15 protein-coding genes and 1 pseudogene are annotated in these 23,011 nt (G+C 49.8%); 8 read left to right on the forward strand and 8 right to left on the reverse strand.

Going from position 1 to position 23,011, the window contains the following annotated elements; genetic code table 11:
- Positions 1-77: 77 nt before the first annotated feature.
- A pseudogene (locus GA003_18655) lies at positions 78-188 on the forward strand (DUF898 domain-containing protein).
- Positions 189-236: 48 nt separating this feature from the next.
- Here the strand turns inward: GA003_18655 and GA003_18660 are convergent.
- Positions 237-1,235 carry an NAD-dependent epimerase/dehydratase family protein gene (locus tag GA003_18660; protein ID QXD28000.1) on the reverse strand — a complete coding sequence of 333 codons (999 nt, stop codon included), beginning with the start codon at positions 1,233-1,235 and terminating at the stop codon, positions 237-239.
- Between the two features lie 162 nt (positions 1,236-1,397).
- On the opposite strand from GA003_18660, the gene GA003_18665 reads away from it, so the two are divergent.
- Positions 1,398-2,189, forward strand: coding sequence for a hypothetical protein (locus tag GA003_18665; protein ID QXD28001.1), 792 nt, complete (start codon positions 1,398-1,400; stop codon positions 2,187-2,189).
- A gap of 138 nt (positions 2,190-2,327) precedes the next feature.
- Here the strand turns inward: GA003_18665 and GA003_18670 are convergent, their stop codons facing one another.
- Positions 2,328-3,932 (reverse strand): AMP-binding protein, encoded by a 1,605-nt coding sequence (locus GA003_18670; GenBank protein QXD28002.1) that lies wholly within the window; start codon positions 3,930-3,932, stop codon positions 2,328-2,330.
- A gap of 93 nt (positions 3,933-4,025) precedes the next feature.
- On the opposite strand from GA003_18670, the gene GA003_18675 reads away from it, so the two are divergent.
- The 4 genes from GA003_18675 (at position 4,026) to GA003_18690 (ending at position 9,737) form a co-directional block, all read left to right on the forward strand.
- On the forward strand, positions 4,026-5,537 hold the full coding sequence (locus tag GA003_18675) for a glycine--tRNA ligase (protein QXD28003.1): 1,512 nt from the start codon (positions 4,026-4,028) through the stop codon (positions 5,535-5,537).
- A 306-nt stretch (positions 5,538-5,843) separates the two neighbouring features.
- On the forward strand, positions 5,844-6,185 hold the full coding sequence (locus GA003_18680) for a sulfatase-like hydrolase/transferase (GenBank protein ID QXD28004.1): 342 nt from the start codon (positions 5,844-5,846) through the stop codon (positions 6,183-6,185).
- On the forward strand, positions 6,127-7,767 hold the full coding sequence (locus GA003_18685; GenBank protein QXD28005.1) for a HEAT repeat domain-containing protein: 1,641 nt from the start codon (positions 6,127-6,129) through the stop codon (positions 7,765-7,767). The genes GA003_18680 and GA003_18685 overlap by 59 nt, the downstream gene beginning before the upstream one ends.
- Positions 7,768-7,847: 80 nt before the next feature.
- Positions 7,848-9,737, forward strand: coding sequence for an oligogalacturonate lyase family protein (locus tag GA003_18690; protein QXD28006.1), 1,890 nt, complete (start codon positions 7,848-7,850; stop codon positions 9,735-9,737).
- Positions 9,738-9,921: 184 nt separating this feature from the next.
- On the opposite strand, the gene GA003_18695 is transcribed toward GA003_18690, so the two are convergent.
- From GA003_18695 to GA003_18705, 3 genes are all read right to left on the reverse strand, one after another.
- Positions 9,922-10,278 (reverse strand): glutaredoxin, encoded by a 357-nt coding sequence (locus GA003_18695; GenBank protein ID QXD28007.1) that lies wholly within the window; start codon positions 10,276-10,278, stop codon positions 9,922-9,924.
- 115 nt (positions 10,279-10,393) lie between these two features.
- Positions 10,394-11,869 (reverse strand): hypothetical protein, encoded by a 1,476-nt coding sequence (locus GA003_18700; GenBank protein ID QXD28008.1) that lies wholly within the window; start codon positions 11,867-11,869, stop codon positions 10,394-10,396.
- Between the two features lie 3 nt (positions 11,870-11,872).
- The gene (locus GA003_18705; GenBank protein ID QXD28009.1) at positions 11,873-13,528 is read right to left on the reverse strand and encodes a hypothetical protein; all 1,656 of its coding nucleotides are present in this window, start codon (positions 13,526-13,528) and stop codon (positions 11,873-11,875) included.
- A 153-nt stretch (positions 13,529-13,681) separates the two neighbouring features.
- On the opposite strand from GA003_18705, the gene def reads away from it, so the two are divergent.
- A complete protein-coding gene (gene def / locus GA003_18710; GenBank protein ID QXD28010.1) occupies positions 13,682-14,254 on the forward strand; it encodes a peptide deformylase in 573 nt (190 codons plus the stop codon).
- Positions 14,255-14,576: 322 nt separating this feature from the next.
- On the opposite strand, the gene GA003_18715 is transcribed toward def, so the two are convergent.
- The gene (locus GA003_18715; protein ID QXD28011.1) at positions 14,577-15,113 is read right to left on the reverse strand and encodes a gamma carbonic anhydrase family protein; all 537 of its coding nucleotides are present in this window, start codon (positions 15,111-15,113) and stop codon (positions 14,577-14,579) included.
- Positions 15,114-15,251: 138 nt separating this feature from the next.
- Between GA003_18715 and metH the strand changes: the two genes are divergently transcribed.
- Positions 15,252-18,968, forward strand: coding sequence for a methionine synthase (metH, locus tag GA003_18720; protein QXD28012.1), 3,717 nt, complete (start codon positions 15,252-15,254; stop codon positions 18,966-18,968).
- Between the two features lie 251 nt (positions 18,969-19,219).
- Here the strand turns inward: metH and GA003_18725 are convergent, their stop codons facing one another.
- Positions 19,220-19,606 carry a hypothetical protein gene (locus tag GA003_18725; GenBank protein ID QXD28013.1) on the reverse strand — a complete coding sequence of 129 codons (387 nt, stop codon included), beginning with the start codon at positions 19,604-19,606 and terminating at the stop codon, positions 19,220-19,222.
- A gap of 143 nt (positions 19,607-19,749) precedes the next feature.
- On the reverse strand, positions 19,750-22,995 hold the full coding sequence (locus tag GA003_18730) for a ribonucleoside-diphosphate reductase subunit alpha (GenBank protein ID QXD28014.1): 3,246 nt from the start codon (positions 22,993-22,995) through the stop codon (positions 19,750-19,752).
- Between the last annotated feature and the right edge of the window lie 16 nt (positions 22,996-23,011).

Below are 23,011 nucleotides of genomic sequence, written 5' to 3' on the forward strand. Positions count from 1 at the left end.
ACATGAGACCCTAACAAGCTCAGGGAGATACTCCAGCTGAACCTCCTCCACTTAAACAAGCTCCTGAAACATTCCGTATGTCTTTCACAGGACAGGCCGGCGAATATTTCCGTATATGGATCGTCAACCTCTGTCTTACGATCGTCACACTAGGAATTTATCTACCCTGGGCAATAGTCCGGCAACGCAGTGCCGTTTTCCGTAAAAGAAAAAACCTGACACCTGAACACCGTCACCTATGAACCGGCGCGCAGCGCCTTCACCAATTCTTCCAATCCTTGCTCAGTCGAAACGGTTGGTTGGTATCCAAGGTTTTGTCGCGCAGCGGAAATATCAAAATAATGATCCTTCGCTAAATCGGTAGCCACGAAGCGAGTCATGGGCGGCTCTCCCTTTAAGCGAAGCGTTTTCCAAACCCCTTCCATCACAGCACCGACTCGGTAAGCGGACTTGAGTGAAATCTGTTTTTCAACTGGGGCTACACCCAGACGCTTAAGTAAATCATTGATCCAGTCCCAGAGGACAACGGGTTCCCCTTGAGAAATAAAGTAAGCTCGCCCACAGCCTTCCTGGCGTTCCAAGGCAACCTGAGCACGAATCTGGGCGTCGGCCGCATTCTCCACATGCACGATATCCACCTTGTTCAGGCCATCACCAACAATGCGTAATTTGCCAGCCCGGGCACGTTCCACAACTCGAGGAATCAAGTGGTTGTCTCCTACGCCCCAAATCAAATGCGGTCGAAGTGCGATCGTCCGTAATCCAGACCCATCGGGATCGTTGGCGGAAAGTACTTCTTCTTCGGCGATACGCTTCGTATGCGCGTAATGACAGAGCCAGTCTTTGCCATACGGTTGATTCTCATCGACCCCTTGTAGCACTTCTCCGTTGAATACAACACTGGGAGTACTCGTATAAACGAGTCTCTTAGTACCCAATTCTTTACAGGCGTTAAGAACGTTCCTCGTTCCAATGACATTGGTTTGATAATAATCTTCCCAGCTTCCCCAAACACCCGCTTTGGCGGCGATATGTTGAATCACCTCTGCTCCACGAGCTGCTGCGCGCACGATTTTCGCATCGCGAATATCCCCCTGAATTACGTCGACACCTGCCTCTTTCAGGTCGGGTTGTTCCGACCGTCCGAGCACCCGAACTGTGTATCCTCGGGCCAGGAGTTTTTTAACTACATAGCGACCAAGGAATCCTCCACCGCCTGTAACCAATATCTTCATATAACCCTATGTGACGTTTTTTGCGAGGAATGCCACGAAAATTTTTCATTTCCTCTGCATCCAGTATTCATCGTGCCTCGTAAGAGTCTCCATACTTATACATTGAACCCCTAATTTCATTTTAAAATGAAGAATCCTACTAGGAAATTGACTGCCCTTTTCATGTTACTCGGAATAGCCGTATCCTCCTATGCGCAGGAGCAATCAATCAATCACGCCACCTTCTCTGCATTCACCACTGGAAGAGATAGCGGCCACCTATTTAGAGTAGAATCCATCACTTCCGAAGGTCTTTGCGCGACGGTTCGGTACATTGAAATGAATACCCCTGGCGTGCGCACCCAGGCCCTCGTCGATTACGATGAGCACATCAGTATTCCCATTGTTGACGAACCATTTGAATACATTACCGCCGTAAATCAGTTCGGAGATCCCGTTAACGCCGTCTTTAACTGGCAAGGTAGAATCTTCGAATCCGTGCCCTGCCCCATCCAATATGTCGTAGCACCACCCAGTGTCATTCTTTATGAAGCGCCAGGAGCCCAGCCGATGACCAATACCTCCAACCGCGCGGAAGTATTGGAAGGAACACCAGCCATTGCGGGATTCGTACTCAATGAACCGTCTTGGGTCATCATTCGCGGAATCGGCCCGTCTATGAATTTGGAATCTGGATACATCGATGATCCAGTTATTACGCTACATGCCGATCAATACTTATGGGATGATGTAAATGACGATTTGGAAAACTCGATCACCAACGACAATTGGAATGATACCATGCGGGCCGATACGCTCGAGCATTTTGGACTCGCTCCAGAAAACGAGAACGAATCAGCTTTGGTGACCTATTTAAATCCCGGGCCTTACACGGTGCATCTATCAAGTAATGGCGAACAGGGGTCCGGATTGGTCGAAGTGTATGTTGCGCCTTATGCGCTGACCGAAGAGTAGAACAGGCATCTTGCCTGTTTATTGACCAAAGAGCTACAGGATCGCATTTCATTCGAAGCATTGCCCAGGATAACTCAATCAGTCGCTGTTGTATCCGTCATTTATTGAAGACTAAACAGGCAAGATACCTGCCCTACTTTACTGCTTCCCAAATTCCTTCGCCAAGGTCAGCCGATGAATCTTGGCATTGTGACGCACGTCTACGGGAAACGATTTGTGGAAGAATACTCGTTTCACTCGAGCAGCGAGGGATCCTTCAGGAATGGTTTTCAATAAACTCTCTGCCCACTCGTCACTCGTTTGCTGATCCTGCTCCGGCTCGATCACAATCGCAGGAACTTGATTTCCAGATTCGCCCAAGCCAATCAAGGCAGAGCGGAAGACGCCTTTCTGTTGATTAAAGATGGCTTCGATGGGGTCGGTGAACAAAACCCCATCGCTTGTTTGCACCCGTTCGGCAACCCGGCCACAGAACCAAATAGTGCCATCTTCATCCAGGTAAGCCGTGTCACCCATGCGATGCCAGATCGTATCGCCATCTTTGATTTTAGCTTTGGAGGTAGCCTCTTCAAGGTGATCATAGCCCTTTGTTACAACCGGTCCTTTTACGATCAATTCTCCCACTTCGCCTGCAGATAACGGTTCAACTCCATCTAAGTTTTGTATCGGCTCTTCGGAAATACGAATCACCAGAGCATCCATTTCAGGAACGGGTTTTCCGACACAGGTTCCAGCACCTTGGCTGGTTTTTGATTGTGTCTCTTCGAGTATCGTTTTTCCCGACAGACTACTCACGGGTAGCGACTCGGTAGCTCCGTAGGGTGTATGAATCTCACCATTCACAATAACCCTTTTGAAGGATTCAATTAACTGGAAAGGAACAGGAGCACCTGCCATTAAGACACGTCGAATACTAGGTAGTTGAATCGACTCTTTTTCACAGTATCGGCAAATCTTGGTCCACAACACCGGTGAGCCGAATGAGTTGGTCACTTCATTTTGCAGAATGGCCTGGACGATGTTTCTAGGGTCAACGGTGGCCGGTCTACTCGGATTCATTTCCGGCACTATGGTTGTCATCCCAAAGGCAGGATTAAACAAAGCGAACACCGGCAGCATGGGAAGATCCACTTCGCCTCGCTCGATTCCGTATGCCTTCCCTATCAAACGTACTTGGGCATCGAACATCCCATGCTCATAAAGCACTCCTTTGGGTGCACCCGTTGAGCCCGACGTAAACAAAATGGCGGCAAGGTCGTCGATCTGAGTATTCTCCAGGACCGGTTCAGATGAAGCATTGCCCAAACGTTTTTCAAACGATCCGCCTACTGAAATGCGAAACTGGACTCCTTTGAAACTGCCCCAAAATAAGCGACTCAGCCCGATTGCCATGGGAATACCGACCAATACATCCGGTTTAGTCCGTCGGACGCAGGCGAGAAAGTTTTTCACACCCATTCCAGGATCGATCACCACCGGAACGGCCCCCAGCTTGAAGAGTGCGAAGGTAATCAGAATAAGCTCCAACCCCGGACGAACAGCTAACTGAACGCGAGCGCCTCGCACTACGCCCTTCTCTTTGAGGTAGTTCGCGCAGCGGTTACTCAACATTTCCAACTCCCTAAAAGTAAGGCTGCGATAATGGATATTATCCCCGTCCCAACCCTGCGGAATTTTCAACGCACAATCCGTTGGCTGGGCCGCAGCGGTTTTCGGGAGGAATCTGGCGACGTTAAAACTCATCAGATAAAGGGTCGTAGGCCCGACAAACTGGGCTGGCAACGGAAAAGCTGAAAGCTTGACCGCCACCCGCACATCTGGCTTCTTAGCGCCCTTATGTCTACAGACTCATTACAAAATCCGACCATGGACGACATCATTTCCCTGTGTAAGCGACGGGGATTTATTTTCCAATCTTCCGAAATCTACGGAGGTATCAATGGATTCTATGATTACGGTCCATTGGGGGTTGAGCTTCGTAAGAACATCAAAGACGCCTGGTGGAAAGATATGGTGCACGGCCGTGAGGACATCGTCGGGCAGGATGCATCGATCATCATGCACCCCAATATTTGGAAAGCCTCTGGTCACGTAGACAGCTTCTCCGACCCTATGGTCGACTGTAAGGAGTCCAAGATGCGTTACCGCGCGGATCACCTGCTCTGGTCAGCCGTCACGGTGGATGGAGAAATCATTGGCTATGTATCCACTCTGGAAGGAAACGATCAACAAGCCGATGCGGAGAAAAAAGCGGAGACCCTAAAACGCAAAGCAGCCAAACAAGGAGAACTCGGACCGATCGAACTGAAGGAATATCTGGAAGCAACTCCCGATATCTACGAGCTCATTCCTTCACCTGCAACCGGCAAGCCAGGATCCCTCACGCCACCCCGTGAGTTCAACATGATGTTCCAAACTTACGTAGGAGCACTGAAAGACGATTCCTCAGTTGCTTACCTTCGGCCGGAAACCGCTCAGGGCATATTTGCTAATTTTAAGAACGTATTGGATACAGCCCGCGTAAAGGTCCCCTTTGGAATCGCCCAAATCGGTAAAGCTTTCCGCAACGAGATCACACCGAAAAATTTCATTTTCCGCTCCCGTGAATTTGAGCAAATGGAAATCGAATACTTTATCGAAGCCGATGAAGATGCCTGGGAGAATTACTACCACGAATGGATCAAAACGCGTATGGCCTGGCACAAGGCCATCGGTCTGAAAGACGACCGTCTGAGCACCCACGTGCATCCGAAGGATAAGCTCGCTCACTACTCACGTGCCTGCACCGACATCATGTTCGAATTCCCCTTTGGCGTTCAGGAGCTCGAAGGGATTGCCGCCCGCGGCAACTACGATCTGACTCAGCACCAGGAGCACTCAGGCAAGTCCATGGAGTATTTCGATGATCAAAAACGTGAGAAGTACATTCCCCACGTCATCGAACCATCCCTCGGAGTTGACCGCACTTTACTCGCAGTTCTCTGTTCCGCTTACACGGTGGAAGAGGTTGAAGGCGAAACGCGCAACGTACTCAAATTTGCTCCACGCATAGCTCCGATCAAGGCAGCGATTCTTCCATTGATGAAGAACAAGCCCGAGATCGTCGAGATGTCCAAGCGCATCTATAAAAACCTGAGTCGCCGCCACAACGTCTTCTACGATCAGGCTGGCGCCATCGGTCGTCGCTACCGTCGTATGGACGAAGCTGGTACACCTTATTGTATCACTGTGGACTTCGATTCGCTCGAAGATGGAACAGTCACACTGCGTGATCGCGATTCTATGGAACAGATCCGTATTCCGGAAGGAGAGGTAGCTGCCTACATCGACGAAAAGATCTACGGCTAGCACGGTCACCGATTTAGGTTATTACAATTTGGCAAACCGTTGATGGCCGGACTCGAAAGGGTCCGGCCTTTTTGTAACCTATTTAATAATTCTTTCTTCGGCAGAGCTGGATGATCTGTTTTTCTGCAATTCGCTGGTAGATGTGTCAGCATTCGCCTCGGTAGCCCTACCAATTGAGCTGATAAAGGTAGGCCCACTGCGTCCTCGCAGTGCCGTTTCATCAGAACAAGCATTTGTTAGGGGTGACTTTACTTCATGAGTATCTTCTAGATTGCACGCAGTTGATTCGCTACCCACACTCGGGAAATGAAAAGACAGATTATCCCCGCAATACATGCGATCTGTTTATTCTGCGCCCTACTAGGACTCCCTCTTATCCATGGAGTGGAGAAGACGAACGTGGTGTTTATCCTCACAGACAATCACGGTGCATGGACCCTAGGGTGCTATGGCAATCCTGATATTCAAACGCCCCATATCGACCAATTGGCAATGGAAGGGATTCGATTCACTGAAGCATTTAGTAACAATCCGGTATGTTCACCCACTCGCGCAACCTACTTGACCGGACTGATGCCATCGCAGCACGGTGTACACAACTACCTCAACAAGGGCAGGTTACAAATCGGACCCGAAGGCAGTAGCTGAACTACGAGAATTACTACTCACAGATGAAAATCCACCGGTGCAATTGGCTGCGGCTCGTGCTTTGGGAAGAATCGGAGATATCAATGCAGTACCCGACCTGTTGGAATTTATTTCACGCCCACTGGATCGCCCGAGAGAACACGCTGCTATTTTTGCCCTTATAGAACTCAACGATTTTGAAGACACCGCTGTTGGCCTGAGCAATCGATCTTCTGAGGTCCAAAGACGGACCCTCTGGGCATTGAATGGTATGAACGATTCCTCATTGAGTTTAAATCAAGTGTTGGGATTACTAAGTGAGGCATCCGATTCTCTGGTCGAAGCCGTAGTCAGCATTTGCAAAATGCATCCTGATTGGGTTGAGGAAATGGCAGCTGTATTTAATCAACGCCGGACAGAGAACAGATTCACGGGACAATACATGAAAGCTGTTAGGCAATTGGCCCCCTATTTTCTGTATAACGAGGGCATGAGGACCTTCGTCGGAGGGTTATTTGAATCAAACAACTGGGCTGAATCGGTAGAGGTCTTCAGGATAATTTCTAACAGTCCGAAGACAGTCCCCCTACACCCGAGTTGGAAATCAGACTTTGATTCTGCGTTAGGGAGCAGCCACAGCCAAGCAATGTCCTTAGCGGTAGACGCATTGGCAAAGATTGAGACGGATGCGTTTGATTCTTTATTACGAAATATTGCAGACAATTCAGAGCGTCCCAACTTGATTCGGATAAAAGCGTTGAATGCAATTTCAGACTCGACCGGGCCCATGACTTCAGCAGCCTTTACCTTGCTCAAAGAGACGCTCCATACTGTAAGCAGTTCAGCTCAACGAATGGAATCAGCAAACATACTCTCGAATGCAAAGTTAACGGCCAGACAAAGGCTCGAAGTGGTCGATTTAGTAAAGACGGCCGGTCCTTTAGAACTACCACTGTTAGTAAATAGCTTTACCCAGACTCGGGATACGGTCACAGGGTTTGCCTTAGTGGATGCACTGGAATCTTCCATGTCCGCCAATGCCCTCTCACCTTCTGAATTCCAAAGAATGTTGGCCCGCTATCAACCCGAAGTATTGGACCACGCAAAACCATTTGTTAAAAAGCTCTTTGCCCAAGAAGAACAACGAGAAGGCCGTCTCGCCGAAATGGGGCATGCGTTGGAGAACGGAACCCCAGAGGCAGGACGTCAGGTATTTCTTTCCGGCAAGGGCGCATGTATCACTTGCCACAAGGTTGGGAACGATGGCCGTGAGGTGGGTCCAGATCTCAGCCATATTGGACAACTCCGGACCAAAGCGGATCTTGTTGAATCGATATTATTTCCCAGTACAAGCCTGGCGCGTGATTTTGAACCTTATCAGATCGAAACCAACGACGGTCAAAGCTACCTCGGAGTCATTCAACGTGAGACTTCAGACACGATTTTTCTACTCGACGCATCAGCTACCTCAAAAGCAATACCACGTGCTTCTATCAAAACATTACAACCGGGGCCGGCTTCGCTCATGCCTTCAGGACTGGATCAGACTATGACGAAAGAGGAATTGATAGATCTAATTGCCTACATGGACAGCTTGGAGTGAATCTGAGCAGCTACTTTCAGAAATCCCTCTTGCGGCTGATATATGATAGAGATTAATTCTGAGACTATCTGAAACACCCAATGAATCGCATTCGCATAATTAAACTCTGTCTTCTGGGTCTCTTTTCGGGAGCAGCTTCATTCGTTGCAGAAGGTCAATCGCCGTTACCCTATACTCTGGGAGAAATCCTTCATGAGGATAGCTTTGACTCCATGTCGAATTGGGTCGCCGAGCAGCAACCCGGGGGCAGCGTAGAGATCCATAACGGTAAAATGGAGATCGATGACGCCGCAGGTTGCACCGTTTGGTTTAAGCACAGAATGACAGGCCCCGTTCTCATCGAGTACGATGTCCACATGATCAAAGCCGGCGGACCCAACGACAACACTCGTGATCTCAATTGCTTCTGGATGGCTATCGACCCTAACTATCCGACTGACATCTTTCGGAACACATCTCGAACCGGTCAGTTTAAAACCTATGATTATTTGCGACTCTACTACGTTGGCTATGGAGGCCACTTTAATAAAAAAACCCGCTTCCGCAAATACAACGGCCTCGGCGAGAAGCCCCTGCTGCCGCAGCACGACCTGAGCCGCGAAGAATTCATGATCCCGCCCAATCAAACCATCAAGATCCAGATTGTGGTTATGGGAAACCGCACCCAATACATTCGCGACGGTGAGGTGATCTTCGATTTTTACGACGCGGAGCCCTATAGCGAAGGCTGGTTCGCCTTCCGAACGGTCAAGAATCACATGACCGCAGACAACTTTAAGGTGACACGCCTCATTCCTGGAGCCGGTGTGGATATCAACCCACCACTCATGCACACAGGCGCTTATGATGAGGGCTACTCTATTCATCAGGTCTCAACTGGAAGATCACCCTCCGTGCATGCTTACATGGACATCTGCCCTGAGAGTCCGGATGGAAAGCATATTACCTATTTTGAGTTTGAAGACAAAATTCCGGGTTGGGGCCATGTTACGGTGGTTGATCGAAAATCAGGAGAATCGCGCTACGTCTCGGAACGCGTTTTAGGGCACTCGCACGATGGGACTCGTCAACAGTGGTTAGATAACGAGCACCTGATCTTTGGCGTGGAAAACGAGGACGCTTCCATCATCGTCAATATCAACGACAAGACCAGCCGTCGTGTTAATGGCTCTATTGGCATGGTGTCCGAAATCAATCGGAATGGGCTTACGCACAACAACTACCCCGTCAGCAAATATGGGAAAGATCACAAGCCATCCGAAATGATGATCATGGACCTTGCAGAGGGAACCACCCAAACCCTGGTCAACGAAGTGGAAATGATCCCCATGCATCCACGCCAAGACATCATCAGGGATCCGAAATGGAAAGGCATGGGTGTATTCAAACACCCGAAGTGGTCACCAGTTGGGGACAAACTATTCTGGGTCTATATGCTGGAGATCAAAGGCACCAATACAAAACTCGTGAAATCGGCTCTGCTGGCCGACAGCAATGGTGAGAACATCCGCTATGTTTCCGAAATCGGGCAACACTCCATGTGGTCCGACAACAACCACCTGCTATCGTATATTCGCAAACCAGGCTTCACCCATTGGGAGAACCCAACCGCGCAGGATGTCATGATTCATCCAACCAATGGCGACGAAGACTACCCACTCATTCCCAATGCACTAGGCATTCACGGTTCGCTCAATCCTGAAGGTACCCTGTTTGTGACCGACATCCACGACTGGCCGCAAAAGAGCCGTCATGCTGTCTTACTCTACGACGTCGCGTCGGGCGATTATCGGGTCCTGGCCAGAATGCGAGGTGCAAAGGACGACCTGGAAAACGATATACACCCCCACCCCAGCTGGTCACGGGATGGAAAAGGCATTTACTTCAACAGCACCGACACCGGGGAAAGCCGGGTATACTTCATCGACTTGTCGAAGTTCGAATTTCGACCAGTTGCGAGCGGGGATTAACAATCTCCCTTTCCAGATTCGATACCTCAACTGTAGGAGCAAACTAGGCGGCATCGCGAGGACGCGATTGCCCTACCCAAGACAGAAGGTAGGGCCACTGCATCCCTGCAGTGCCGAATTCTTTTTACAAAAACGCCGCAGGCGACATCCACGGCGTTTTGAAAATTGGATTTAATCCGAAAAATCAGAAGAAGCGAATCGGTTGACCGCCTTGGCCTTCCTGCTCCTGGCGCATCTTTTCATGCTCCTCGTCGGTGCAACCACGGTCGGTTGGGACATCGACAGCTTCATCATTGGCACCCACCAACTTGTTGGAGAGCATGTAGGCTTCGACCTCTTCACCACTCACATCAGCGAGCATGATACCATCGATCTCCACACAGGGAGACAGTGGCTGGCCTGACTTTTGAACCATCTCAGCGTAATTGGACGCGTTATTGATGATATCGATGTCTTCGTATTCAAGATCGTGTTTCTGCATGATGGCACGCACTCCCATGCTCCATCCGCAACTAGGTTTTAAATAGGCTTTAATTTGCATAATCGTATTCTCTTAAAGGTGTTTAGTAAGGCGTTATTGATTAGAGGGTTTAAAATCCCTTATATTTCAACACAAGAAGGAAATAAAAGGACAGATAAGCACACATTATCCAATCTTAACGCACCCCTGACGGGAAGCGCCGGGTCTGGTTGATCATCTTGGTGTAGCTATCCTGGAGTTGTTTGTAGGTATCAGCTAGGCCTAAAGTAACCGTTTCGGTAGCTACGAAGTTGTCAATATGAGCAGAGTATTCCTTGTTCACCATGACCCCAAGGAAATCACCGGACTTACTGAACATGACGCTGGATTCGCGCGGTTTAAATTCCCCCATGAGGCGATTCATAAACCGGCTATCGATACGGAAATGTTCAGGCGTATTCGTATCTAAAGTGAATCGTGCATCGCCATAACCGTTGTTTTTTCGATCGACCAATACCGCTTGGGGAAACTGCAAGGGATCCGTGGCGATATAAAAGGGCTCGGACTCAATAAACTCTGCCCACCCCGCTTCAAAGGGAATGGCCAGGATGCGGTTATCAATGGCTAGAAAGTCGATGGTTTTTAAAGGATAGGTCCTTCTGCCTAGCCGAATATCACCACGAACATTGATCGTCCGGTTGCGAAGATCGTTTTCGGAAATTCCAAGATCTTCCCAAATAAATACCGCTTTGAGATCCTGCCCATCGGAAACTACTACCGGCAATATCGTTACCAACTGCTCATCACCTCCACGCCGGTTAGACTTTTGAAAACGCACATCAATGCTCACGCCACTTCCCAGGAAGTCAGAAAAGATCTGATTCGCATTCCGGGGTTGGGCTCGGCGCACTTCCTCGGCAATTTGTGACAGGCGCTCGGTTTGCGCATTCACACCTTCAGTCAAGTTGGTCGCCAATTGTGCGGCATGTTCCTGAAGCTTTTGGTTCTCTTCGCGCACGGTTAAGACTTCCGAACGTACTTGCTGTAAATTCTCTCGGACCAGTCGGCTTTCTGTTTCGGCAAGTTGTAGCTGCGTATCCAACGCAGCCGCTTTTTGCTCGGCCGCACGTTGCGACGCTTCCAGTTCGGCTTGTCTGGTTTCAGCTGCAGCAATCGCCACCTGTTTATCTTGAAGCTCTTTTTGCAGGGCCTCCATCTGGCGAAGTTTGCGCTCAGCATCCCGCCGCTGCTCCTCAAGCGCGGCGTTCATCTGCTCCACTTCTTTCTGCGTTGTATTTAGAGCAGCAATACGCTCCTCGAGATCATCTTCTAGTTGCTCCTTATTCTTTTCGAGCTCCTGGCGTTCTGCCTCAGTCATGGCTAACTCTTTCTCTCGCTCACTCAAAGCTTCCTGCGTTTCCTCCAGATTCGTGGACCTGGACTCCAACTCCTTTTGAGTATCCTGCAATGAAGCCGCCATGTTCTCATTCGATTCCTCTTCCAACTCCAAAGACAACTTCAGAACTTCGATAATGTCCTCCTGCGCTTGGATAGGATCTTCGGGCAGGACTTCCATTTCGGGTTTATCCTCCTCAGGCGTGTCAAACCGTGCCAGAGCCAACAGGCTCAGCAGCAGAAAGTCACAAATGATAAGCAGCAGCGTCTTGTTCATGGTTTATTCGTCCGCCTGAAGGATAAGGACTTTTCGGTAAGGCCTGAGATGAAAGACTTTCAACAGGGCTACAAAGATGATGCCAAACAAGGTGGAAGAATAGGCAGCCATCAAACTGGCTTGAACCACACCGATCGCCAAGAAAATGAGCGAAAGCACCGTGCCGGTAAGCCCCAGATAAAGCCCGCTATCGAAGAGCTGATCTTCATTGTGCAAGAGCTCTAATTTGAGTTTGGGTGATCCGGCCATTTTCCGGATCTCTGTAATCTTGATCAGGCCTGCCATGTAAAGGGCGACCTGCATCAAAAAGAAGATCGAAATGGTGATGACTGTTATCTGGTCCATGGTGTCGTTACGTTCGGTTGGAGTAAAAAGGGATTCAACGGTATCCTGAAACGCCCATTCGAGTCGAACCTCCGGTTGGGGAGTTTGACTTTGTCGAAAAACGCCTGGTTCCATTATCAGGATAATTAGCAGCGAAAGAATCAAGGTTAGAGTGATGGTACGGAGCGTCCCTACGAATGGATTTGGTTTTCGGGTGCGCTTAAAGGTGTGAAACAAGAGCGGAAAGGCTTTCAGCCCAAAGTCGGTCAAACATAAGGCTGCCAATGCCGTAAACAGTCCTTTGAAAATAAGAAAGACTCCAGGATTGCGGGCTGCGGGCAAAAGTAAGGCTGGATTGTCGAGCAGTGCTGGCATCTTTTGAGCGAGTGCCAGGCGCTTGGTTGGCTGCTCCACTTTCTTCATCTCATCCAGCAAATAAGCCAATGCCCCTTCACCATAGGTAAGACTCAGGCCGAGATCATCCAGCCCTTCTTTGGGAAATAAATCCAGGTAGGCGATTACCCGCTGAGCGCTCTCAGCCTGCAGAATGGCAACATAGATCCAGCTGAAGGTCTCGTCATAATTACGCGCATAGGCAGCCACTTGCTCCAGCGCCTCGGGAGATTCCAGAAATGGCAGTAACTGGACCAGTTGGTTCCAATTCATCCGCTTTCCCAGTGAGAACAGGGCAAAGTAAACCCGCTCGAGGTCCACCACTGCGTAGACATCTTCGATATTGTCGGCCAAGGAGCGTACCGTCGAAGCTACTTCAGGTGAAAAGTGGTTCCCTTGCATCAACAAGGCGCTCAATAGAATCGTCGCTTCGAGCGGTTGACCGGCCGCAGAATCCACCGGCATGAACTGCCGCGTGCCAGCCATCTTCTTGGTTTCCAAAACGGCACGAACGGACGTGCTCTTGGAATTGGTCAGAAAAGAGGTCAATGAAACACGGGTTTGAGAAGGGATGAGTATGGGGATGAGCTCGGTTCGCTTAGCTGCTCTCAGCTGAGGATCGATACGCAAAATCTGATCGAAGTAGACATCGGGTCCTCCGGTAATCGCATACTCGGGAAACAACTCAGTCGTTCGAGCAATACTCTGCCGAACTTGGGAACCGTTCCCCACGTCCAACGATTCAGCAGCATCAAGAAAAATGGAGGCTGCACCCAATTGGTCGAGCTGCACCTGATTGGCGCCGGCTTCAACCAGGCTTGGTGTGCCCTCTCCCACCGCCTCGAGGAGCTGACTATTTACCAATTGCCAATATACGGGGACCATCCATCCCAGGAATGCCAGCAACAAGGCGGTAATCAGGAGGATAAATGGGCGAAACATGGGTGGCTAATGGAATTATAAAAACTGTGAACAAGAGAGTGAGTAATCTCAATGAGCTATTTGATCCCTTTGTTGAAAATCAAATCAAGACATTGAGCCTCTAAGATACCCAGTGACTTGACGCCGGAAGATTCAGTCTCAGGCTAACACACCATGGCGCTTCGAATTTCCAATTACAACGAACCGATTCTCCGCGAGACAGGCAAACGGATTGAACTATTTGACGAAGAACTGACAGAACTCTGCGATCAGATGCTCGAGACCATGTACAAAAATGAAGGGATTGGTTTGGCTGCTCAGCAAATTGGCCGTGCACTGATGCTCTGCGTGATCGATGTACCACAATCAAGAGACCATAGCTTTTCATTCACCCTCGATGGCAAAAGCCCACCAGCTGAACTCATTATGCCGATGGCCATTATCAACCCCACGGTTGAGTTACTCCCGAGTGCAGAGACTACCTATGAAGAAGGATGCCTTTCGTTTCCTGGGATAAATGGAAGTGTCGTTCGCCCAGATAAAGTCCGGGTATCCTTCCAGGACGAAAATGGAGATCCCCATGAGATGGAATGTAATGGGCTCCTGGGACGATGCGTTCAGCACGAGGTGGATCACCTTAACGGGGTCCTGTTTATTGACCGTATGGACAAGGAGAGTCTCGAAATCGTGGAAGGCCGGATCAAGAAACTGAAGAAGCAGACCCAGAAGTTTCTGAAGAAATCCTGAGCCTCTACCGATTGCTTTTAAGATCTCGATGCTTCCTCGATTCGTACCTTATAGGTGGGATCGCATTGAAGAAAGCGGCACTGCGGGGACGCAGTTGCCCTGCCCAAAAGCATAAGTACATTCCAATGGGGTCAAACCTTGAATCGGTTGACTTCGCAAGCTTCGTCAAGATTACAAGGAATGACCCCGACGCCGGTTTCGTATTAAATGATCTTCATAAAATACGCATAAGGTAGTGCCATTCAGAGCATCCCTGCTCTGCCGTACGAAGTGGATAATGTATTAGCAGTGACTTTTCGAAAAGGTACCAATGCTGACACAATTAATGATTTTTCTCCCCAAATCGCTCACGGTGAGCGGCGGCCACAGCAATGTATTTCTCAGCCCAGTAACGGAGACCTTCCTGACGTTCCTCAGCTAACGGTCGCAATTTGCCAGGCACTCCCATCACCATAGAGCCGGGAGGCACGATCATTCCAGGTGGGACTACTGCGCCTGCGGCGACAATGGAGCGGCGCCCGATCACAGCACCATCAAGAATGGTAGAACTCATGCCGATCAGGCATTCATCCTCAATCGTACAGGCGTGAATCATGGCCCTATGCCCCACCGTTACGTAATCGCCAATGATGACAGGTAAATCATCGGCCAAGTGAATCACGCTACCATCTTGAATGTTGGATCCTTCTCCAATGATGATCTTTTCAATATCACCGCGCATGACGCATTGATAAAGCACACAGGATCTTGGTCCAATTCGAACGTCACCCATCACGTCGGCGGACGGAGCTATCCAGGCTGTAGGATCGATCTGGGGTGTTCTGGATAAGTATTTATCAAGTCGTTCTTGGTAGGTCATGCTACCAAACATCCACGGAAAGAGGCTTCGAATCAAGACGTTCCAACCCAGGTAAAAGATGCATGAATCCGGGCAGTCTACCCTTTACATATCAAAATATCCTGATATGATGATATGTTATCAATTTTAAGGAATTCCATGCCTACAAGTCTTCCCACTACCAAACCGGAAACCCAAAGATACCAAAAGCTACGGGAGCTGTTGGGGCAACGTATTGCCTTTTTGGATGGAGCGATGGGCACGATGATTCAGCGGCACAAGCTGTCGGAGGAAGACTTCCGCGGTGAGCGTTTTAGGGATCATACCAAAGATCTGAAGGGCAATAATGACCTGCTCAGCCTGACTCAGCCGGAAATTATCCAGGAGATTCACCGCCAATACCTGGAAGCGGGTTCGGACATTATTGAGACCAACACCTTCAGTGCTACCACGATTGCCCAAGCAGACTACGGCCTGGAAGACATTGCCTATGAGCTGAATAAAGTTTCGGCAGAACTTGCGCGAAAAGCTGCCGATGAGGTGATGGCCGAGCATCCTGATCGCCTCTGTTTTGTGGCAGGCGGTCTGGGTCCCACCAATAGAACCGCATCGATGTCTCCGGATGTGAACGATCCTGGCTACCGGGCCGTCAGCTACGAAGAGCTAGTCGAAGCCTACTATACCGCGGCTAAAGGATTGGTCGATGGCGGTGCAGATATTCTTCTTCCAGAAACGACCTTTGATACGCTCAACATAAAAGCTGCGCTATACGGGATTGAAAAATTGCAAGACGAGCTGCCGGAGCGGATTCCGGTGATGATTTCTTTCACGATTACCGATGCTTCAGGCCGAACACTCTCGGGGCAAACGGTCGAAGCCTTTTGGAATTCCGTGCGACATGCCAAGCCGATCAGTGTGGGCATTAACTGCGCCCTTGGGGCAAAGGAAATGCGTCCTTACATGGAAGAGCTATCTCGCATCGCGGATTGTTTTACCAGTTGCTACCCGAATGCAGGGCTACCGAATCCGTTGAGCGAAACGGGTTACGACGAAACACCCGCCATAACTTCTGGTTCATTGGAAGACTATGCCATTTCCGGATTCATAAACGTCCTGGGAGGTTGTTGCGGAACGACGCCTGAACATATTGAAGCTATCGTTAAACGTGTATCCAAATTTTCCCCACGCGAGATTCCACAGATTTCTCCTGCCCTAAGGCTGAGCGGTCTTGAGGCCATGAACATTGAAGGCGAAAAAGCGCCCTTCATCATGGTCGGCGAACGAACCAACGTGATGGGTTCACCGCGTTTCCGAAAGTTGATTAGAAACGGAGACTTTGAAAAAGCCCTCGATATCGCACGCCAGCAAGTCGAGAACGGAGCCAATTGCATTGATATAAATTTCGATGAAGGCCTCCTGGATAGTGAGGCTTGTATGGAGCGCTTTCTCAATCTGGTCGCCGCAGAACCAGACATCGTAAAAGTCCCCATCATGATCGACAGCTCCAAGTGGTCGGTCATCGAAGTGGGTCTGCGATGCGTCCAGGGCAAAGGCATTGTCAATTCCATCAGCCTTAAAGAAGGCGAAGAAAAGTTCCTCGAACAAGCCGCAGCTATCCAACGTTATGGAGCCGCTGCGATCGTGATGGCCTTTGACGAAGAAGGGCAAGCGGCTACGCGGGAGGACAAGGTTCGCATATGTAAACGCGCCTATGATCTATTGCGCGATACCTTGGACTTTGATCCCAAAGACATTATCTTTGATCCAAACGTACTTACGGTTGCGACCGGAATCGAAGAGCACAACTCCTACGGTTTAGACTTCATTGAAGCCACTCGAGAAATCAAAGAAGTCTGCCCCGGGGCACGTGTGAGTGGAGGGATCAGCAATGTATCCTTCTCCTTCCGTGGAAACAACGTGGTGCGTGAAGCCATGCATGCAGTGTTTCTTTACCACGGCATCGAAGCAGGCCTGGACATGGGTATCGTCAACGCGGGTATGCTCGCGGTTTATGAGGATATCGACAAAGAGCTGCTGGAACATGTGGAAGACGTGGTCCTTAATCGGCGCGATGATGCAACTGAGCGTCTCGTCGACTATGCTGAGAAAGTTAAAGGCCAAGGCAGGGAGAAGACCGAGCAAGTGCTCGAGTGGCGGAGTGGAACCGTAGAGGAACGCTTATCCCACGCCTTGGTCAAAGGAGTCACTGAATTTATCGTAGAGGACACCGAGGAAGCACGATTGAAACATGATCGCCCGCTCAACGTTATCGAAGGGCCCCTCATGGACGGCATGAAGGTGGTCGGTGATCTTTTCGGTTCCGGAAAGATGTTCCTGCCTCAGGTCGTGAAAAGCGCCCGTGTGATGAAAGCTGCGGTAGCCCATTTACTTCCGTTCATGGAGGCTGAGAAAGATGGGACCTCCGGCAGTTCTCAGGGCAAGATGGTCCTGGCTACCGTGAAGGGAGATGTACACGACATCGGCAAGAATATCGTTTCCGTGGTATTGGCCTGTAATAACTACGAGGTGATCGACTTGGGCGTGATGGTCTCGTGCGATGATATTTTAAAGAAAGCAGCGGAGGTAGGGGCCGACCTCATAGGCCTAAGTGGATTGATCACACCTTCTCTAGATGAGATGATTCACAATGCCTCAGAGATGGAACGCCTGGAACTCAATGTTCCATTGCTCATTGGAGGAGCTACCACCAGCAAGGCACATACTGCCATCAAGATTGCTCCTGCCTACTCAGGTCCGGTGGATCACGTAGTTGATGCGTCTCTTGTCGTTGGCGTTTGTAATGAACTCCTCAGCAAAGAGCGTAAGGAACAATATGTGTCTGATCTCAAACAGGAACAGACCATCATACGCGAAAAATTTGCCCAGAGCTCAGCCAAAGATACTTACTACTCACTGGAAGACGCACGCTCCAGGGCTATCCCAACGGACTGGGAAACCGTAGATGTTCCTGAACCGAAAGAAACAGGAATTCAGGTTCAAGAGCTGGTGCCTCTCGAGGACATCGTACCCTACATCGATTGGTCACCCTTTTTCTGGTCATGGGGATTGAAAGGCGTTTACCCGAAAATTCTCACACACGAGAAATACGGCGAGGAAGCAACGAACCTATTCAACGATGCCCAGAAAATATTGGCACAGATCATTGAAGAAAAGGTATTCGCTTGCCGCACCGCCTTCGGATTATTCCCGGCGAATTCAGTCGGTGACGACGTGGAGATCTATGCGGACGAAACCCGAAGCGAAGTCATTCACCGATTCCATTTCCTGCGCCAGCAGAAGATAAAAGACAAAGGCGACACCTACTTCTGCTTATCTGATTACGTAGCGCCAAAGTCTTCCGGACGCAAAGATTACATGGGCGGATTTGCTGCAACAGCCGGGTTCGAAGTGGATACATTTGCCAAAACATTTGAAGATAGAGGGGATGATTATTCATCCATCATCATTAAAGCTCTTGGCGATCGTTTTGCAGAAGCGCTCACAGAAAAACTCCATAAAGAAGTTCGAGATGATTGGGGCTTTGGAATCAATGAAAAGCTGGCAAACGAAGATTTGATCAAAGAAAAGTATCGGGGCATTCGTCCCGCGGCCGGCTATCCATCTTCACCGGATCACTCGGAGAAGGAAACACTCTGGGGGCTTCTCAATGCGGAAGAGAACACCAAGATTCAGCTCACTGATAACTTTGCCATGAATCCTGGCTCAGCAGTTTCAGGCCTGTATTTCGCGCACCCTGAAGCGAGATATTTCCACGTTGGAAAAATCACGAAAGAGCAAGTTGAGGATTACGCTTCCCGCAAAGGCATCTCAATCGAAGAAGCTGAGAAATGGTTGTCACCAAATCTTGGATACTAACGCAGGGCTTTGAACGAAAGTGAGCAAATAGGCTAACAAGCTTAGATTCGGTATTGTAGCGACCTACCCCGAGAGAAACAGTAGACACGGTCCAAAGACCGTGGACAACATTTAAAGGAGAAATAATGATCGGAAACACAGATCAAGGGTGTACCCACCGTTGCTACAATTGAATGCTCTGAGAACTCTATAAAAATTGCGGCGTTACCGAAGCAGAGCTAGAAATGCTGCTCCCAAAATTTTTGAGATGCCTAGTCTAAGCTGGCAAGATACTGCCCCGATTCAATCGTTTCTTGTCGACTGAGCACTCCAGGGACCTGGAGGTACTGACCTCTTGCTTCGAGATCAATCAGTTCGGTTTTTCTTCCAGCTTCCTGGGTTAAAGCAATGTATAGATTGGCGTAGAAAGATTCATCCCAAGTAGCGACTTGCGCATCATTACTTGGAGACATGTTTGCATTGGGCTCAGATTGGACCCAACCAATACACTCTTCCGTATCAGCAAGGAGATTCTCCAGTTGGTGAGCGCGTAAAGCTTCATTAATCCGCTCCTCCCCTGCCTTCGCACAAGGCTTCGGCGCGGTGCGACTGGAGCTTGGCGTTCCCAGCAGGAGTTCCGAGGAGCGAAGTGACGACATGACCGGGCACGCAGTGAACCGGAAGAAGATTAAGAGGAAGAGGTACAGAAGCGCGGTGCGCTCTTTACATAAACAGGGGCGGAGTCCGCCTCCGCCCCTGAGAATATAATCAGTCTATCAGAATCAGCTTTTAACAGCAAAAGTTATTGGCAGGCCTCGCACTCTTCGCCGTTCATCATGGCTTCGATGCTGCAGGCTTGTTTCTCCTCCGCAGAGTATTCTTTCTTCGGTTCCTCGACCACGACACCGCGCATTTCTTTCCTCGATTTGACGGTGGCTTTCTCGATGTTGGAAGCTCCCAGTGTGCGGAGGTAGTAAGTCGTTTTTAGACCCTTCTTCCACGCGGCACGATACATGTGCGAGAGCGTTTTCAGATCAGGAGTCGCCAAGAAAAGGTTCACCGATTGCGATTGGTCGATCCACTTCTGACGGCGAGCCGCGGCTTCGATGAACCACTGGTAGTCGATCCCAAACGCAGTGGTGTACTTTTTCTTCAAGTGATCGGGAATGCCTTCGATGTCTTTGATCTCACCGTCAAAGTACTTCAGATTGTCGAGCATATCCTGGTCCCAGAGTCCTTCCTTCTTCAGGTCGCGAACGAGGAACTGATTGAGGACGATGAAATCTCCAGACAAGTTGCTCTTCACAAAGAGGTTCTTGTAGGCCGGCTCGATGCAAGGTGAGGTTCCGGTGATGTTGGAAATCGTCGCAGTGGGGGCGATGGCCAACACGTTGGAGTTCCGCATACCTTGCTTCTTGATCTTTTCACGAAGTGAATCCCAGTCCATCTTGCTGGTGCGTGGAACGTCCACTTCCTCTCCCCGTTCTTCCTGGAGCATGTCCAAGGTATCTTGGGGCAGTAAGCCACGATCCCATTTGGATCCTTTCAAAGATGAGTAAGATCCACGTTCTTTGGCCAAATCGCTGGACGTCTCGTAAGCGTAGTAAGCGATGGCTTCCATGAACTCGTCATTAAACTCCACGGCTTCTTGCGAAGAAAAGGAGATGTCTCTCTTATAGAGCGAGTTCTGGATACCCATGACTCCCAAACCAATCGGGCGATGGCGCTGATTGGAATTACGTGCTGGGTCGGTGGGATAGAAATTGATGTCGATTACGTTATCAAGGGCACGAACCGCAGTACGGATGGTGTTGCGCAACTTACGGTGATCGATGTTGCCGTCTTCATCCAAGTGGTTATCGAGAACAACGGATCCGAGATTACAGACCGCGGTCTCATCCTGGCCGGTATTCAGAGTGATCTCGGTGCAGAGATTGGAACTATGGATGACGCCTGTGTGGTCTTGTGGGCTACGGACGTTACAAGGATCTTTGAACGTGATCCAAGGGTGTCCGGTTTCGAAGATCATCTTGAGCATCTTCTTCCACATCTCGATGGCCTGGACCTGTTCACCCCAGATCTCACCCGCTTCCACCTTGGCTTCGTATTCGGTGTATTTTTCCTCGAAGGCTTTGCCGTAGAGGTTGTGAAGATCAGGAACTTCGTTGGAGCGGAAGAGCGTCCAATGCTCCCGCGCTTCCATGCGCTTCATAAACAAATCGGGAATCCAGTTAGCCGTATTCATATCGTGAGTACGACGACGTTCATCTCCGGTGTTTCGGCGCAGCTCCAGGAAGTCCACCATGTCGTTATGCCAGGTTTCGAGATAGGCGCAGCCTGAGCCACGACGCTTTCCACCTTGGTTAACGGCGACCAGTTGGTCGTTATGCAGTTTAAGGAAGGGAATGATTCCTTGGCTCTCTCCATTAGTGCCATTGATATAACCCCCCGTGCCACGAACCGCTGTCCAACTACCGCCGAGGCCGCCCGCCCATTTGGATAAGTAGGCGTTCTCGGCTATACCGCGTTGCATGATTCCTTCGATGGAATCGTCAACCCAGTAAAGGTAGCAGGAGGATAGTTGGGAGTGTAGAGTTCCTGAATTGAACAGCGTAGGAGTGGATGAGCAGAAACGGCGACTCTTATACAAGGTATAGAGAGATGTCGCTTTCGCTTCCTTATCTTCCTTCTCGTCAACAAAAAGACCCATCGCAACACGCATCCAGAAGATCTGGGGCGTTTCCATGCGGCGGTGCTTGGTATCGGTCTTATCTACAATGAGATAACGATCGTAAAGGGTTTGAATACCGAGGTAGTCGAAGTCGAGATCCGCAGCGGGATCCAAAGCTTCGGCCAGCTTGTCGATATCGTACTCTTTAAGACGAGGAGAAAGGCGTTTGATCTTAATTCCGTGCGCAAGATAGCGCTTGAAATAATCGGCATGGAATTTCTTTAGGGCACCGATACCGTTTTTAACGATATCCCAGCCGATGACCTCTTCGTAAATGTAGGTGCTGAGAATACGACCGGCGAACTTGGCGAAGTCGGCATCTTTTTCGATAAGAGACTTGGCATTGAGGATAATGGTCTTCTGCAGATCCGCTAAGGAAATTTCATCAAAGAGGGAACGACGCAGTTCACCTTCGATGTCTTCTTCGCTCATATCGAACTCGAGACCAATGATTGCGTAGTGAATGCGCTCTTTCAGATCCGCGCCATCCCAGAAGAATGTATTTCCATCCGGGTGCTTAACCACGACCATGGAGTTCTGCTGAGGATCAATGGCTTCTGCTTCTGGCTCGCCTTCGATTTCACGAAGCATCGCACGTTGAGCGCGGTAAAGGATGTAGGTCTCGGCAGCTTTGAACTGACCGGCCTTCATCAATTCTTCTTGGACGAGGTCTTGCACGTCTTCGATGTGAATGAAGGTACGGCGTGAATCACGAACACGTAGTGAAACCGCTTTGGCTACGTCGATGGCAGGAGAAGAGTCTTTCTCGAGTGACAGGAATGCTTTGCGGATCGCTATCTCGACCTTGTTTTCATTCCAGGGAACGACTTGGTTGTTCCGACGAATGACCTTACAAATAGCTGCAGGCTGCTGAACAGGAATCAGGTGAGACCGGTTGATGACCAGGCTCTTGGCCACGTCGTGGGCGTTGTGATCAACGAGCGTCTTCTCAATCTCGAGATTCAGGGTGCGTTGGGAAATGCTGTTATCTGCGCCAGGTTCCTGAGGCAGGTCGAGCAGGTGCTTGCCTACTTCGCGAGTGATGTTGGCGACAAATTCCTGGTTTTCCTTGGTAAAAACTTCTTGTTCTTCGCGGGAGGCCAAAAGATTGGTCAAGGCATGACCGACCATATCGGCGATGTCAGCCAAATCGATGTCTACGGTTCCTTCCTGGGACTCGACTTTGAGGTCAGGTTGAATGAGCCGATCGTCGGTAAGGACTTCGCGCCAATTGAACTTGGACTTTTCTAGGTGGTTGTCTTTTACGATTTGCTTGAGAGCAAGGTCTTCCTTTAGAGCGGAGGTTCTGTTAAGCATGGAGATGCAGAGGTGG

The organism is Opitutia bacterium ISCC 52, from assembly GCA_014529675.2.
Classification (GTDB): Bacteria; Verrucomicrobiota; Verrucomicrobiia; order Opitutales; family UBA2995; genus UBA2995.